The sequence below is a fragment of the Prauserella flavalba genome (assembly GCF_003202235.1).
Classification (GTDB): Bacteria; Actinomycetota; Actinomycetes; order Mycobacteriales; family Pseudonocardiaceae; genus Prauserella_A; species Prauserella_A flavalba.
The window spans coordinates 1,176,736-1,190,142 of the sequence record NZ_MASU01000005.1 but is presented as its reverse complement, the minus strand read 5'-3'; the positions used below and the strand labels follow the sequence as shown (position 1 = coordinate 1,190,142).

Sequence of the window (13,407 nt, the reverse complement as noted above, 5' to 3'; positions counted from 1 at the left end):
GATGTCCTTCGATTCTCCGGGTCCCGCCGGACGCCTCGTGCGGGTCGGCGGACGGCAGGTGCACGTGCTGGAGCGCGGGCCACGCGACGCCACGCCGACCGTGGTGTTCGAGAGCGGGCTGGCCTCGCCGCTGCAGACGTGGACGTGGGTGCAGGACGCCGTCGCGGCACACACCCGCACCGTGAGCTACGAGCGCGCGGGCACCGGCTGGAGCGAGAAGGCTCCCGGGCCGCGCAGCGTGCCGGTGCTGGCCGCCGAGCTGGACGCCACGCTGCGGGCGCTCGACGTGACCGGGCCCGTGGTGCTGGTGGGCCACTCCTTCGGCGGGCTCGTGGCGCGCTGCTACGCGGGCCGGTACCCGGAGCGCGTGGCCGGGGTCGTGTTCGCCGACGCACTGCATCCCGAGGAGATGCGCCGCTCGGCGACACAACGCCGCGGCATGGCCTGGCTGGAGCAGTCGTTGCGGGTGTCGGCGCTGCGCGCGTTGCTGCGCCTGGGCCGCAAGGAGATCGAGGAACAGTTCACCGAGCTGCCCGAGGCCGCCGCGACGCACGCGCGCGCGAGGCTGCCCGTGCCCGCCGTCTGGTGGACCGCGGCCGCGGAGCTGGTGTCGTGGAAGAACGCCGACCCGCGCGCGGTGATGGCCGGTGGGTTCCCCGCGCACGCGCCCGTCGGCGTGGTGGTGTCGGGGATGTCGCTGCGCAACGACGTCGCCCACCGCAAGCTGCAGGAGGAACTGCTGGCGCTGTCGGCGGACCCGGTGTCCGCGCTGGCCAAGAACGCCACCCACTTCGGGCTGGTGCTCGACCGTGGCCACAGCCAGGTGGTGGTGGAGACGATCGGGGCGGTGCTGGCGAAGGCCACCGCGAAGGAGGGCGATCGCATTGTCCGGTAAGGGAACCGCGCCGGGGCGCGGTGCGCTGTACGGGGTGCTGGGTGCCTGGTTCGGGCTCACGGTGGTCGGGCAGAAGCTCTACCGCGACCAGCGCAAGCAGACCATCTGGGACAAGCTGTACCTCGTGATCCCGGATTGGCGGTTCTTCGCGCCGAACCCCGGAATCCACGATCACCACCTGCTGATGCGCGACCAGCTCGCCGACGGCTCGCTCACCGCGTTCCGCGAGATCGGCGGTGTGCAGGAGCGCACCCTGTTGCACGCGGTGTGGCATCCGCACCGCAGGGCCGAGAAGACCGTGTTCGACAGCGTGGCCGAGCTGCTGCGCTACGTCGGCCAGCACGGCGAGGGCCTGAACGGGCCCGACCCGAGCCTGCAGCTGTCGGTGCCGTACCTGACGCTGCTGTCCTACGTCACCTCCCGGGAGCACCACCCGGACGCCGTGCGCACCCAGTTCCTCATCGCGGTGTCGGGCGGGTACGAGGAGGAGGACGAGCCGACGATGGTGTTCCTCTCCGAGCTGCACGCCGTGGGCGCCGCGGCGAAGGGACGCGCGTCGTGACGCGGCCGCCGGTGGTCGTGGCGGGCGGGGGACTCGCGGGAGCCGCGTTCGCCGCGTGTCTCGCCGTGCGGGGTACCCCGGTGACGGTGCTGGAACGCACGGCCGTGCCCGGGGCCGGGGAGGCCGAGGCGCTGGCGCCCGGAGTGCACGCCGTGCTGTCCGGTCTCGGCCTGTCCGGCCGGGTGCACGAGGCCGGGTTCGCGCGGGGGGAGGTCTCCGTGCTCGGCTGGGGCAACGGCGAGGAGCCGTGGCGCAGCGCGTTCGCCGAAACCGGCGGCATCGACCACGGCTACCACGTGTGCCTCGGCGCGCTGGTGGAGCTGTTGCTGCAACGGGCGGGCGAGTGCGGTGCCCGCGTGGTCCGTGGTGCCGAGGTGATCGAGCCGGTCACCGACGGCGGCCGGGTGACCGGCGTGGTGGTCCACACCGCCGGGCAGACCGAGACCCTGCCGGCGAGGCTCGTGGCGGACGCCACCGGCACCGCGCGCGTCGTCGCGGGCCGGTTCTGCGCCGCGGAGCCGGATCCGCTGAGCCACCGGGTCTTCCGCGCCGTCGCGCCCGCCGACGCGACCACGGAGCAGGGCGCGTTCGTGCTCGAGGGCGCGCCGGGGGAGTGGCACTGGCGGATCCCCCTTGCCGGTGGAGTCGTCGGGCTCGGCAGACTTGTGCCGGGCGGTGGCGGGGACGCCGGTGGGGACGACGGCGAGCGGTGGCGGGGCTACCGCTGCGCCCGGCTGGCGGGCGCGGGGTGGTTGAGTGTCGGTGACGCGGCGGGCCTCGCCGATCCGGCGTTCCTCGATCCGGCGACGGTCGCGCTGCTCGCGGCGCAGGCCGCGGCGAGCGCGGTACCCGTGCTGTGCGGCGACGAGGCCGAGGAGGCGGCGCGCGGCTACATGGACTGCTACGCGCCGGTCGTCGAGTGCGCGAGAGCGTTCGCGGCGTTCTGCCTCGACCCGGCACGGCACGGGGAGAACACCGAGACGCTGCTGCGCGGGTTCACGGCGTTCGCGGCCGGGGAGCACGGTGGCGCGCTGGCCCGGATCAGGGCGGCGCTGGCGGGACACCGGCCGCTGTTCGACGTCGAGTACCCGCTCGGACCTCTCGTGGCGTCGCTGGCGATGCCGGAACGGTAGGGCTCACCGCGACGTGCCGGCGAGCCCCACCGCGTTCACCTGTGCACTCAGCCGCGCAGGCCCTCGCGCCGCAGCGCGAGCAGCTCCGTGCCGGACTTGCCGCTGACCCCTTCACCGGGAAGGTCCAAACGCGACTCGTGCCCGACGAGGTCGGTCACCATGTTGCCCGCGGCGAAAAGCGCGGTGCCACAGGCGACCACGGCCGCGATGCCCGGCGTGCCCAGCACCGGCGCGACCTTGTCCGCCCGCTCCAGCGGCTGAAGCCAGTCCTCCCTGGACATCGCCGCGTCGGCGGCCTTCTCCACCGAATTCATGAGATCACTCCCATCCTTGTGTTCGCCGGAAATCGGCGTTTCCGAGCGTAGTGAGGCGCAATCGCCGCGACATCAACGAAGTGAACGATTTGTCGCCGTGGCTGTGGTCCGTGGCTGGGCCGGATGGGCAGTTCGGCTGATGCTTCGCTGGCCCGGCTGCCGTAACGTGCGCGGCCGATACGACCTGCGATAGGTTCGATCCGACTAAACCGGACGAACAGGATGGGGGTCACGCGACGTGACAGGCACGAACCCGACACTCACGCTTCCGGACGAGCTGGTTTTGTTGCTGCACAAGGAAGACGGTGCCCACTACCCGGGTCCCTCGGTCACGGTGGCCACCGGCGCCGCGCGCGTCGGCGAGCTGGTGCTGCGTTCCCGCGTCGCGCTGGAGGGCCGCAAGCTGCGCGTCACTGACCAGTCCCCGACGGGCCTCGCCTGGGCCGACGCGCTGCTCGCCGAGTTCGCGAAGCGTTCCGGCGACGAGGGAAAGCCGGTGGACCTGAGCTGGTGGCTCTCGTTCGAGCTCGGCACGTTCAGCGACCACCGGGACGTGCTGGTGGAGAACGGCTTGCTGCGCAAGGAGACCAAGAAGTTCCTCGGCCTGCTCAAGAGCAGCCACTTCTACCCTGACGAGGTCGCGCGCGAGGCGGCACTGACCGAGCTGACCGCGCTCGCGCGCGGGCAACGCGAGCCCGACAACCGCACGGCGCTGCTGGGCTCGATCGCGCACGCGAGTGGACTGGACAAATCGCTGGGCTTCACCGACGCCGAGCGCGACCGCCTCGACGCGCTCGCCAAGGGCGAGAACCTGGGCGGCCTGGTGGAATCCACCGTGAAGGAGGCGGTCGAGCTGATCGCCACCACGATGGTGATGGTGACGACGCTGCCCGGTACCGGGGAGTGAGGCCCCGGGCGCGCCGGTCAGCCGATCTTGCAGGCCGCCGACGCGCCCGGCATCCGGTAGCGGTTGCGGGCGATGACGCGGTAGACCGCTCTCGCCACGTGCCGCACGCCGGGAAGCCGCAGCAGGTGACCGGCGACGCGCCACGGTGACGCCGACGCCCCCACGGTGGCCGCGAGGGCGTCGGCGCCACCGAGCGTCGTGCCGTCCGGAAGTTCCAGCACCACCTCGGTCATCAGCCGCTCGACCGGAACCGGCAGCTCGTCGTCGGCGACGGTCTGCCACGGCAGGAAGGGATAGCCCAGCATGCCCCTGCGGTCGAGCCAGGTGACCGACCTGGTGCAGAAGCCGCAGTCGCCGTCGAACAGCAGCCGGGGCTCGGGAGCCTCACGCATGCCGCAGCTCCTTCATGGCGGGCTGGGCCTCCAGCTCCGTGGCCGTGCCGCCGGGGCGGTTGTCCATCAGCCCGTACTGGTAGGCCAGCGCCGCGGCCTCGGTGCGGTTGGACACCTCGAGCTTGCGCAGGATGCTGAGCACGTGCGAGCCGACGGTGGCCCTGCTGATGTAGAGGCAACGCGCGATCTGCGCGTTCGACTTGCCCTCGGCCAGGCACACCAGCACGTCGTGCTCCCGGTTGGTGAGCACGCCGAGCCTGCGCGAGGGCGGCGAGGTGATCAGCTCCACGATCTGATCGCGGTACTGGTCGAGCACCTGCGAGGAGAGGAAGAGCTTCCGCGCCGCCGCGGCGTGGATGGCGCTGGTGATCTGCCACGGCGAGTCGTTGACGAGCACCACCGCGGACGCCCGCCTGCTGAGCACGTCACCGATCTCGCCGATGTCGTCGTCGCACACGACGACCACCGGCCGCAGCCGCTCCTGTGGAGCTCCGTCGCCGCACAGGTCCAGCAGCGCCCGCGACGTGAGCGCTCTGCGCGCACGCAGGAGCCAGACGTCCGGCCTGCCGTGCGTGACCTTGCGCACCGCGTGCTCGACGGTCGGCGAGACCTGGTTCACCGTGATGTTGAAGCGACCGAGGTCCATCGCGTGCATCCACGCGAAGAAGGGTTCGACGGCGGTGTCCCCGCCGTCGTCGATCATGCCCAAAGCGATCATGGGGCCCCCAGTTCTCGTGTTCGGGTGTGCGCGACCGCTCCCGGCCGCCGCGCCGCGGCCCGAAGAGGTAAGGCCGAAGGCGGCCTTGTGTGGCACACAGTGATGACCGTCGTACTCGCTGCTGCCCCCAGCGGCACGTCCGTCACTCTGATGAGCCGGGTCATCGACACGATGTGTAGCACGAAGTCCGATTGGTCGGCTATGCAAACACGGAAACGAGACAATCACCAACAGCCGTTCTAGCTGGTCAAGCGGCAACTATTCGAGCACCCGACTTTCGTCGGGTGCCGGAGGCTCATGCATCTGCATGACGGCGGCGCCCGCTAATACCGCCGGATAACGGACGCTGGGGGACCGTCACCCGCCGTAGGGTCAGCCGACGTGGAGCGGCCTGCGGGCCGCGCAACCGGGTGGCTCCGGCATCGGCCGGGCTCTGACGCGGTCTTCGGAGGAAACATTGCTGTCGCGTACTCGCGGCGTCCGGACACGACGCCGGCACGCCTCGCCCGGTGACGACATCGACACCGCGTTCCGGCGCGTCGAGCGCCTCACCGCCGTCGGCGCGACCATCAGCGCCGCCGAGCTGCTGACCACCGCCCGCTCGCTGAACGACGACGGCCTCTTCGGCTGGCCGATCAACCGCACCCGCATGTTCGGCCTCAACCGGGGAATCGGCAGGCACCTGGAGAAACTGCTGCGGTACCCGCAGGTCGTCGCCGTGGTCCAGACCCGGTTGCTGTCCGGGCTCGGCCTGCTGGCCCCGGGCACGGGACGGCGTGGGCGTGCGGCCGCCCTCGCGGGCATGGCGGGCAGCGGCGCGGCGCTGAACCTGCGCAGCAACTACGGCCTCGACGGCTCGGACCACTTCGCGTTCATCAACTTCACCGTCGCGCTGCTGGAGAAGCTCTACCCGAACGACCGCAGGGCGCGAGAGGCGGCGCTGGCCTTCATCGCGGCGCAGAGCTGCCTCGCCTACTTCACCTCCGGCGCCGTCAAGATGACGTCGCCGGTGTGGCGCAGCGGCGACGCGATCACCGGCGTCTTCCGTACCAAGACCTACGGTGACAAGTTCGTCTACGACCTCACCAAGAACAACAAGCCGCTCGCGCAGGCCATCGCCTGGGGCACGATGATCGCCGAGGTGCTGTTCCCGCTCGTGCTGGTGGCGCCGCGGCCGATCGCGAAGGCGATCCTCGCCGGAGGCATGGCCTTCCACGTCGGCAACGCGCGTTTCATGGGGCTCAACCGGTTCTTCTGGTCGTTCGTGGCGACCTACCCAGCGGTCGCGTACTTCTCGAAGAGCCTCGGCGTCGCCGACCGCGCGCGCATCGCGGAGGAGGGGTCCCGATGAGAGCGCGGACGCTGGGCTACGCCGTCGCCGGGTCCGCCGCCGTGCTCGGCGCGGCCGTGACGAGCGCCCTGCGCAGGCAGCCCGAACCGTGGCCGTCGGCGCCCGGCGAGCTGGTGGAGGCCGGCGGCGAGGCGCTGCACGCGCTCGTGCGCCGCGAGGGCAGCGGGCCGACGGTGGTGTTCGAGAGCGCGTTGTCCTGCCCCTGTACCGAATGGGCGTGGGTGCTGCGCGCGCTGGACGGCGCCACGCCCTCCGTGGCCTACGACCGGCCCGGCAACGGCTGGAGCAGCCGCAACACCTCCCGCGTCGACGCGGCCGAGTACGCCGGCCTGACGCGGGAGCTGCTGGAGGCACTGGACCTGCCGGGGCCGTACCTGTTCGTGGGTCACTCGGTGGGTGGCCTGCTCATCCGCGCGTTCGCGGACCGGTATCCCGCCGACACGGCCGGGCTCGTGTTCGTCGACTCCTCCCATCCCGAGCAGCTGGAGCGCTCCAGCCTGCAGCGCGAGGGCGTGTCGCTGGTCCAGCAGGGCATCAACGGCATGTGCCTGCGCACGAGGTTCCGGCTGCTGGCCGAGGACGACGCCGGGTTCGGCGCGCTCAACGGCCTGCCCGTGGACGTGGCGAAGGCGAGCACCGGGGTGATGCGCAGGCCGGAGCCGTGGCTCGCCGCGCGCCACGAGTTCGCGCTGTGGAACACGCGGTGGGCGGGCGCCGCGAGGCAGGCGAAGATCCGGCGGGGGCTGCCGGTGGGCGTGGTGACCGCGGGCAGGCAGGCCACCACCGATCTGGCCCACGGCCGGATGCAGGCTGAGCTCGCCGGACTGTCGGACGTGAGCAGGCACGAGGTGGTCAAGGGCGCCGAGCACGACTCGCTCGTGATGGACGGGCAGCTCGCGCGGAGCGTCGCGGAGGTCGTGCGGTGGGCGCTGGCCGCCCACCGGGAGCGGGAGGTGGCGTGATGGTGGCAGCGAAGCGGGCGCCGGCGGTGCTGGCGAGGGCGCGCCGGTGGGGCCTGTTCGGTGTGCTGGCGAGCTGGTACGCGCTCAGCGTGTGCCAGCAGGCCGATCGGCCGCTGCCGATCGCGAAGCGCATCGACCCCACGGCGATGGCGATCCCGAACTGGCGCTTCTTCGCGCCCACGCCGGCGCGGCACGACTTCAACGTCCTGTACCGGGACAAGCTGGCCGACGGCACGCTCACGTCGTGGCGCGAGCAGGTGATCGTCAAGGAACGCACCCTGTGGCAGATGGTGTGGCACCCGGTGCGGCGCATGGAGAAGGCGCTCTTCGACGTGGCGTCGGAGCTGCTGAAGGTGAGCGAGGACGTCGGCGCGCCGGAACGCGTGCAGCTCACCGTCAGCTACCTGGCGCTGCTGAACTTCGTCACCAACGAGGTCACCCACCACCCCGACGCGGTGCAGGTGCAGTTCCTCATCGCCCAGTCGACCGGCCACGAGGAGAGCATCGAGCCCCGCATGCTGTTTCTCTCCGACTTCCATGCCGTGGGCCACCGGCGGGTGGCGGCGCCGGTGGAGAGCGAGGAACTGTGCCCTACCGCGTGAGGCCCGAGGCCTACGGCGAGGCGCTCGCCGACGTGTACGACCAGATGTACCCCGACACCGAGACGCCCGCGACGGTGGAGTTTCTCGCCTCGCTGGTGGAGCCCGGCGCCCGCGTGGTCGAGCTGGGCGCGGGCACGGGCCGCCTCGCCGTGCCGCTGGCCGCGAAGGGGCTGTCGGTGCACGCGGTCGAGGTGTCCGGGCAGATGCTGGAGAAGCTGCGCGAGCGCGATCCACAGGGGACGGTCAAGACCGTCCGCGCCGACTTCACCGAGCACGTCGTCGACGGCAACTTCGACCTGTGCTACATCGTGTGCAACACGCTGTTCATGGTGCCCGACCCGGAGCGGCAGATCGAGACGCTGCGCCGCGCCGGGGAGCACCTCGCACCCGGTGGCACGCTCGTGGTTGAGGTGTACGACCCGGCGCCGTTCCACCAGCTCACCAGGCCCGAGCTGCAGATCCGCCACCTCGCGGCCGACCGGGTCATGTTCGACACGATCAGCGTCGACCAGGCCAACCAGGTCCTGATGGAGATCCACACCGTGATCGGCGGCGGCTCGGTGTCGACCTACGCCGAGGTGAGCCGCTACGCGTGGCCCTCGGAGCTGGACCTCATGGCGCGGCTCGCCGGTCTGACCACAGTGGACAGGTTCGGTGACTGGGAGCGCGGGCCGTTCACCCCCGGCTCCCAGCGGCACGTCACCCTCTACCGGAGGGCGGAGCCGGCATGAGGGTCAGCCTGGTGGTGGTCGGCTCGCGCGGCGACGTGCAGCCGTTCCTCGCGCTCGGCGCCGCGCTGCGCGCGCGGGGCCACCAGGTGCGCCTGGCCACCCACGGTGACTTCCGCGACCTCGCGGCGGAGGCCGGGCTGGAGTTCTACCCGGTTCCCGGCAGCCCCCGGCACTACTTCTCCTCGCCGGAGCTGGTGAAGTCGCTGCGGAAGGGCCCATCGGTCCTGCGGCTCGCGCGCACGATGCCCCGCGAGGGAGCGGAGGCGGCGGGGCACGCGCTCGCCCAGCTCGACGCGTACCTCAAGCCCGCGTTCGACGGCGCCGAGCTGATCGTCAGCTCGGTGTTCAACCGCAACAGCTACGTCGCGGCTCCGCCGGACGTGCCGTGGGCGATGGTCACCTGGTACCCGAACACGCCGACCTCGGCGTTCCCCGCGATGGGCGCACCGGCGCTGCCCCTCGGCGGCGCCTACAACCGGCTCAGCCACCACGTATCGCGGGCGGTCGAGTGGCGCATGTGCCGTCCCATCGTCAACGCCTACCGCGCGCGGCTCGGCAGGACCCCGCTCGGGCACCGCACGCCGTTCGCGCGCCTCGAGCGCGACGGGCTCACGTTCTGCCTGCACAGTCCCGCGGTGATCCGGCCACCGGCGGACTGGCCCTCCGGCGTGCGGATGTCCGGGTACTGGTTCTGGGACCGCGACTGGTCGCCCTCTCCCGAGCTGGTGGCCGCGGTCGAGGACGGCCCGGCGCCGGTGGTGCTGTCGTTCGGCAGCCTGTGGCCGGCCTTCCCCGAGGGCAGCCTCACGATGGTCGCCGACGCCGTACGCCGCGCGGGCCGCAGGCTCGTCGTGATCGACGGCCCCCGGCAGGACGAGCTGCCCGCCGGCGTGGTGCGGCTGCACGACGCCGACTACACGTGGCTGTTCCCGCGCGCCGCCGCGGTCGTGCACCACGGCGGGTTCGGCACCGGGGCCGCCGCGTTGCGCGCCGGGGTGCCGCAGGTGGTGGTGCCGATCTTCATCGACCACCCCTTCTGGGCCGCCCGGATGGCGGCGCTCGGGGTGGCGCCGAAGCCGGTCCCCGCGGCGAAACTGGAGCCGCGGCGCGTCGAGCGGGCGGTCCGGCGGGCACTCGGCGACCGCCGCCTGCGGGAACGGGCGGCCGACCTCGGCCGGTACGTGCGCGCGGACCGCGGCCTCGACGCCGCGTGCGAGGAGCTGGAGCGGTGGGCCGGGGTCAGCTCCCGGAACGTCGCAGCCGCGCGTTGAGCTCGTCGGCGATCGGGCTCTGCCCGGTGTTCACGCCTTTCTCCAGCACGATCAGGTTGCGGTAGAAGTGGATTCCCGCAAGCTCCGCGTCGGTGGGCCGGGGCGCGCGGCCGTGTGAGTCGAGCAGCTCGGTGTGGTTGAGCCCATCGAGAAGGTCCTTGGCGAAACCCATCGTCGTGCCCGGGTCGGCGAGGTCGGTACCGTTGCCGCCGAAGACCGGCCAGTACGAGGTCTGGACGTCCTCGATCGCGTACAGCCCGCCCGCGCGGACGTGCGGGAACAGCGCCTCGAACGTGGCCAGCGTCAGCGCGCTGACGTGGCTTCCGTCGTCGATGACGATGTCGAAAGGGCCGTGGCGCTCCGCCACCGCACTCAGCGACGCGCGGTCGGACTGGTCGGCGCGCACCGTGGTGAGCCGCGGCCCGTCGAGCGCGCTCTTGTCCCACAGGTCGACGCCGTAGACCTCGGCGCGCGGGAAGTAGTCGCGCCACATCCGCAGCGACGCCCCGCCCTCGGCGGGGTCGCCGTAGCCGCCGATCCCGACCTCCAGCACCGTGAGCCTGCGGTCGCGCAGCGGTGCGAAGTGCCGTTCGTAGTGCCGCGTGTACTGGTGCGGACCCCATTTGTCGGAGCCGTGCCGCACCGCGAGCTCCGCGAGACCGGGCCGGTCGCGCCTGTCGAGTGCGGCCAGCAGCCGGTGCACGATCGCGAACTCCGTGCCGCGGGCCGCGCCGGGCCGTAACAGCTCCGCGCCGGGCCAGTGCAGCTCGCGGGTCGCGGCCGGCACCGGGTCGGCGGGCCCGTACAGCGCGAGCACGACCTCGGCCAGCCGCTGGGTCACGATCGCGCCGGGGGCCTCGCGCGGGTGCTCGGCGATCTCGGCCTTCCCGGACTCGACGACCAGGCACAGCACGACCTCCTCGGTCCCGCAGCCCCACCGGAACTCGACGGTGACCCGGGTGCCCGCCAGGTCGCTCAGCCGGGCCCGGTGCAGGAGCTCGCCGAGCGCCGTGCGGGCCACGCGGCCGGTACCGAGCGCGAGCAGCTCCTCGTCGGCCACGTGACCGGGCTCCGTCACGGTCAGCAGCGCGCGGACGTCGCCGGAACGAGGTGGGCTCACGGTCATGGCGCACTCCTGGCGGTCGGGTGCCGCGATCGTCTCACGTGGACGGTGCCGTTCTCCGTGCTTCGGCTACGCACTCGGCCAGAGATCAGTACAACTGCTGAGGCGATCGGTCCGATTTGTCTGGTGAACTGGACGCGACGGAGGTGAGTCGATGGGCACGTTGAGCCCCTCCGAGCTCGGCTGGCGGCTCCAGCTCGTGCGCGGTGCGATCTGGCAGGAGGCCGCGACGTCGGGCGACGCCTACGCCGACCTCCTGCGCGGGCTGCCCGCCAAGCCGGGACGGCCGGGTGCCGCCGGGCTGTGGCGCAGCACCACGGGCGCGTGGGTGTGCGCCGACGCGGACCTCGGCAGGCACGTGCTCACCGACGAGCGGTTCGGTGTCCGCCGCGCCGACGGGACCAAGCCACACCTGCAGATCCTGCCCGTTGACGAGGCAGGGCTCGGGCTGGAGGCCGCCGACCAGCGGCGGATCGCGCGGGTGATGGAGCCGCTGTTCTCGCGTGAGACCAGGGTGCGCGAGCACGCCGAGGCGCTGCTCGACGGACTGGGCTCCGCGTTCGACGTCATCACCGGCTACGCCGAGCCACTCGCCCGGCGCGTGCTCGCCGAGGTGCTCGGCTGGGACGCCGACCCGGCGGCATTGGCTCCGCTGGCGTTGGTCCCCGACGCGATGCTGACCCCGCCCACGCTCGACCAGGCGCTCGCGCTGACCGCCGCGTGCAGGCGGCTTCGCGGCACGCCCACCCGCGCCGGCGAGGACGACGTGCTCGCCGGGAAGGTCGCCGGGTCGGTGCTGTTCCTGGCGACCGCACCGACCCTCCTGGGCAACGCCGTGCGTTCCGGTGAACCGTATGCCGTTGACCAAGCGCTCCGGCACTACCCGCCGCTGAGGTTGCTGCCGAGGGTCGCGCACCGCGACGTCGTGCTCGGTGACGTGTTGCTGGAGGAAGGCAGCGAGATCGTGGTGCGGGTGACCGTCCCCGACGGTGCGGATCTCCCCGAGGCCGACCGGCGCTACGCGATGATGCTGCCCTTGCTGCGGTCGACCGTCACGGCCGGGCTGGCGGCCCTGCACGAGCGGTGTCCCCGTCCGCTCGTGCACACCACCCATTGGCACGCGCGCTCGCCCGTCACCGCGCGGCTGGCCCGGCTGGAGGTGACCGGTTGACCGTCGACCGTCCACTGCGCGTGCTCTTCGCCTGCATCGCCCACCCCACGCACTTCCAGAGCATGGTTCCCCTCGCGTGGGCGCTGCGCGCCGCGGGGCACGAGGTGCGCGTGGCCAGCCAGGGCGCGCTGGCCGACACGATCACCGGCGCCGGGCTCACGGCGGTTCCGGTGGGGGAGGACCACGGCCTCGAGCGGGTGCTCGCCGCGAAGGCCGAGGGCTCGGCGCCCACGATCGACTTCGGTGCGCTCCGTAGCGGGGAGCCGGACTTCGACTGGTTGCTCGGCTTCTACACGATGCTCGTGCCGACGTTCTTCGCCGCCGTCAACAACGAGTCGATGGTCGACGACCTCGTGACCCTCGCCCGCGAATGGGAGCCCGACCTCGTGGTGTGGGAGCCCCTGACGTGGGCGGGCGGCGTCGCCGCCCTCGCGAGCGGCGCGGCGCACGCGCGCCTGCTGTGGGGCCCGGACGTGCTCGGCCGCACCCGCGAGCACTTCGTGCGTGCACTCGACCGCCTGCCGCCCGAGCACAGGGACGACCCGCTCGGCGAATGGCTCGGCTGGACGCTGCGGCGGCACGGCCTCGACTTCGACGAGTCGGTGACTCGCGGCGACTGGGCGATCGAACAGGACCCGCCGAGCGTGCGCATCGCCGTCGGACAGCACACGGTGCCGATGCGTTACGTCCCCTACAACGGCCCCGCCGTGGTGCCCGGCTGGGTGCGGACGCCGCCCGCCAGGCCCCGCGTGTGCGTGTCGCTGGGCGTGTCGGCGCGCAACGGCATGGGCACCTCGACCGTGTCGCTGGGCGACCTGCTCGACGGACTGTCCGATCTGGACGCCGAGGTGGTCGCCACGCTGAACGCAGGGCAGCGAGCAGGACTGACGTCGGTGCCCGGCAACGTACGGCTGGTGGAGTTCGTGCCCTTGCACGCGTTGCTGCCGAGTTGCTCGGCGATCGTGCACCACGGCGGCGCGGGCACGTGGGGCACCGCGATGCGCTACGCGGTACCGCAGGTCGTCGTGCCGGAGATCTGGGACGCGCCGCTCAAGGCCGCGATGCTGGCCGACACCGGCGCCGGGCTGGTGCAGCGGGCCGGTGAGCTGACCCCCGGATCGCTGCGGGCGAAGGTGAGCAGGGTGCTGGGGGAGCCGTCGTTCGCCGAGGCGGCCCGGCGGTTGCGGGACGAGCAGCAGGCCCAGCCCGCACCCGCCGCCGTGGTCGGCGAACTGGAACGGCTCACGAGCAAGTACCGGCGGGAACGGGGCTGAG

At 72.5% G+C, this 13,407-nt stretch carries 15 protein-coding genes; 11 read left to right on the top strand and 4 right to left on the bottom strand.

Annotation, left to right across the window (positions count from 1 at the left end; genetic code table 11):
- Position 1: 1 nt before the first annotated feature.
- From BA062_RS13165 to BA062_RS13155, 3 genes are read left to right on the top strand one after another with little or no spacing between them, the layout of a single operon-like run.
- On the top strand, positions 2-895 hold the full coding sequence (locus tag BA062_RS13165) for an alpha/beta fold hydrolase (protein ID WP_110336329.1): 894 nt from the start codon (positions 2-4) through the stop codon (positions 893-895).
- The gene (locus BA062_RS13160) at positions 885-1,457 is read left to right on the top strand and encodes a hypothetical protein (protein ID WP_245959798.1); all 573 of its coding nucleotides are present in this window, start codon (positions 885-887) and stop codon (positions 1,455-1,457) included. Before BA062_RS13165 ends, BA062_RS13160 begins: the two co-directional genes overlap by 11 nt.
- A complete protein-coding gene (locus BA062_RS13155; protein ID WP_110336328.1) occupies positions 1,454-2,590 on the top strand; it encodes an NAD(P)/FAD-dependent oxidoreductase in 1,137 nt (378 codons plus the stop codon). Before BA062_RS13160 ends, BA062_RS13155 begins: the two co-directional genes overlap by 4 nt.
- Positions 2,591-2,637: 47 nt before the next feature.
- On the opposite strand, the gene BA062_RS13150 is transcribed toward BA062_RS13155, so the two are convergent.
- Entirely contained in the window at positions 2,638-2,904 is a 267-nt protein-coding gene (locus BA062_RS13150; protein ID WP_110336327.1) for a hypothetical protein, read from the bottom strand.
- 238 nt (positions 2,905-3,142) lie between these two features.
- Here BA062_RS13150 and BA062_RS13145 point away from each other — a divergent pair, with 238 nt between their 5' ends.
- Positions 3,143-3,811 (top strand): GOLPH3/VPS74 family protein, encoded by a 669-nt coding sequence (locus BA062_RS13145; RefSeq protein WP_110336326.1) that lies wholly within the window; start codon positions 3,143-3,145, stop codon positions 3,809-3,811.
- Positions 3,812-3,828: 17 nt separating this feature from the next.
- Here the strand turns inward: BA062_RS13145 and BA062_RS13140 are convergent, their stop codons facing one another.
- Together BA062_RS13140 and BA062_RS13135 are read right to left on the bottom strand one after the other, a co-directional pair.
- On the bottom strand, positions 3,829-4,203 hold the full coding sequence (locus BA062_RS13140; RefSeq protein ID WP_110336325.1) for a thiol-disulfide oxidoreductase DCC family protein: 375 nt from the start codon (positions 4,201-4,203) through the stop codon (positions 3,829-3,831).
- A complete protein-coding gene (locus BA062_RS13135) occupies positions 4,196-4,921 on the bottom strand; it encodes a response regulator transcription factor (RefSeq protein ID WP_110336324.1) in 726 nt (241 codons plus the stop codon). Before BA062_RS13135 ends, BA062_RS13140 begins: the two co-directional genes overlap by 8 nt.
- A gap of 457 nt (positions 4,922-5,378) precedes the next feature.
- On the opposite strand from BA062_RS13135, the gene BA062_RS13130 reads away from it, so the two are divergent.
- The 5 genes from BA062_RS13130 to BA062_RS13110 are packed head-to-tail and all read left to right on the top strand — an operon-like array spanning position 5,379 to position 9,838.
- Entirely contained in the window at positions 5,379-6,272 is an 894-nt protein-coding gene (locus BA062_RS13130) for a hypothetical protein (protein ID WP_110336323.1), read from the top strand.
- The gene (locus tag BA062_RS13125; protein ID WP_110336322.1) at positions 6,269-7,234 is read left to right on the top strand and encodes an alpha/beta hydrolase; all 966 of its coding nucleotides are present in this window, start codon (positions 6,269-6,271) and stop codon (positions 7,232-7,234) included. The genes BA062_RS13130 and BA062_RS13125 overlap by 4 nt, the downstream gene beginning before the upstream one ends.
- On the top strand, positions 7,234-7,836 hold the full coding sequence (locus BA062_RS13120) for a hypothetical protein (protein ID WP_110336321.1): 603 nt from the start codon (positions 7,234-7,236) through the stop codon (positions 7,834-7,836). Before BA062_RS13125 ends, BA062_RS13120 begins: the two co-directional genes overlap by 1 nt.
- Complete coding sequence (locus tag BA062_RS13115; protein WP_110336320.1) at positions 7,821-8,567, top strand: class I SAM-dependent methyltransferase; 747 nt, start codon at positions 7,821-7,823, stop codon at positions 8,565-8,567. The genes BA062_RS13120 and BA062_RS13115 overlap by 16 nt, the downstream gene beginning before the upstream one ends.
- Positions 8,564-9,838 carry a glycosyltransferase gene (locus tag BA062_RS13110; protein WP_110336319.1) on the top strand — a complete coding sequence of 425 codons (1,275 nt, stop codon included), beginning with the start codon at positions 8,564-8,566 and terminating at the stop codon, positions 9,836-9,838. Before BA062_RS13115 ends, BA062_RS13110 begins: the two co-directional genes overlap by 4 nt.
- Here BA062_RS13110 and BA062_RS13105 read toward each other — a convergent pair.
- Positions 9,807-10,964 (bottom strand): class I SAM-dependent methyltransferase, encoded by a 1,158-nt coding sequence (locus BA062_RS13105; protein WP_110336318.1) that lies wholly within the window; start codon positions 10,962-10,964, stop codon positions 9,807-9,809. The genes BA062_RS13110 and BA062_RS13105 overlap by 32 nt on opposite strands.
- 151 nt (positions 10,965-11,115) lie before the next feature.
- Here BA062_RS13105 and BA062_RS13100 point away from each other — a divergent pair, with 151 nt between their 5' ends.
- Together BA062_RS13100 and BA062_RS13095 are read left to right on the top strand one after the other, a co-directional pair.
- A complete protein-coding gene (locus BA062_RS13100) occupies positions 11,116-12,132 on the top strand; it encodes a cytochrome P450 family protein (RefSeq protein ID WP_110336317.1) in 1,017 nt (338 codons plus the stop codon).
- Positions 12,129-13,406 (top strand): activator-dependent family glycosyltransferase, encoded by a 1,278-nt coding sequence (locus tag BA062_RS13095; protein WP_281271637.1) that lies wholly within the window; start codon positions 12,129-12,131, stop codon positions 13,404-13,406. Before BA062_RS13100 ends, BA062_RS13095 begins: the two co-directional genes overlap by 4 nt.
- Position 13,407 lies beyond the last annotated feature (1 nt).

Bases quoted from the DNA above. Each gene is read 5' to 3' on its own strand.
- BA062_RS13165 (WP_110336329.1), top strand. From the start codon at position 2: ATGTCCTTCGATTCTCCGGGTCCCGCCGGACGCCTCGTGCGGGTCGGC.
- BA062_RS13150 (WP_110336327.1), bottom strand. From the start codon at position 2,904: ATGAATTCGGTGGAGAAGGCCGCCGACGCGGCGATGTCCAGGGAGGAC.
- BA062_RS13140 (WP_110336325.1), bottom strand. From the start codon at position 4,203: ATGCGTGAGGCTCCCGAGCCCCGGCTGCTGTTCGACGGCGACTGCGGC.
- BA062_RS13135 (WP_110336324.1), bottom strand. From the start codon at position 4,921: ATGATCGCTTTGGGCATGATCGACGACGGCGGGGACACCGCCGTCGAA.
- BA062_RS13125 (WP_110336322.1), top strand. From the start codon at position 6,269: ATGAGAGCGCGGACGCTGGGCTACGCCGTCGCCGGGTCCGCCGCCGTG.
- BA062_RS13120 (WP_110336321.1), top strand. From the start codon at position 7,234: ATGGTGGCAGCGAAGCGGGCGCCGGCGGTGCTGGCGAGGGCGCGCCGG.
- BA062_RS13110 (WP_110336319.1), top strand. From the start codon at position 8,564: ATGAGGGTCAGCCTGGTGGTGGTCGGCTCGCGCGGCGACGTGCAGCCG.
- BA062_RS13105 (WP_110336318.1), bottom strand. From the start codon at position 10,964: ATGACCGTGAGCCCACCTCGTTCCGGCGACGTCCGCGCGCTGCTGACC.
- BA062_RS13100 (WP_110336317.1), top strand. From the start codon at position 11,116: ATGGGCACGTTGAGCCCCTCCGAGCTCGGCTGGCGGCTCCAGCTCGTG.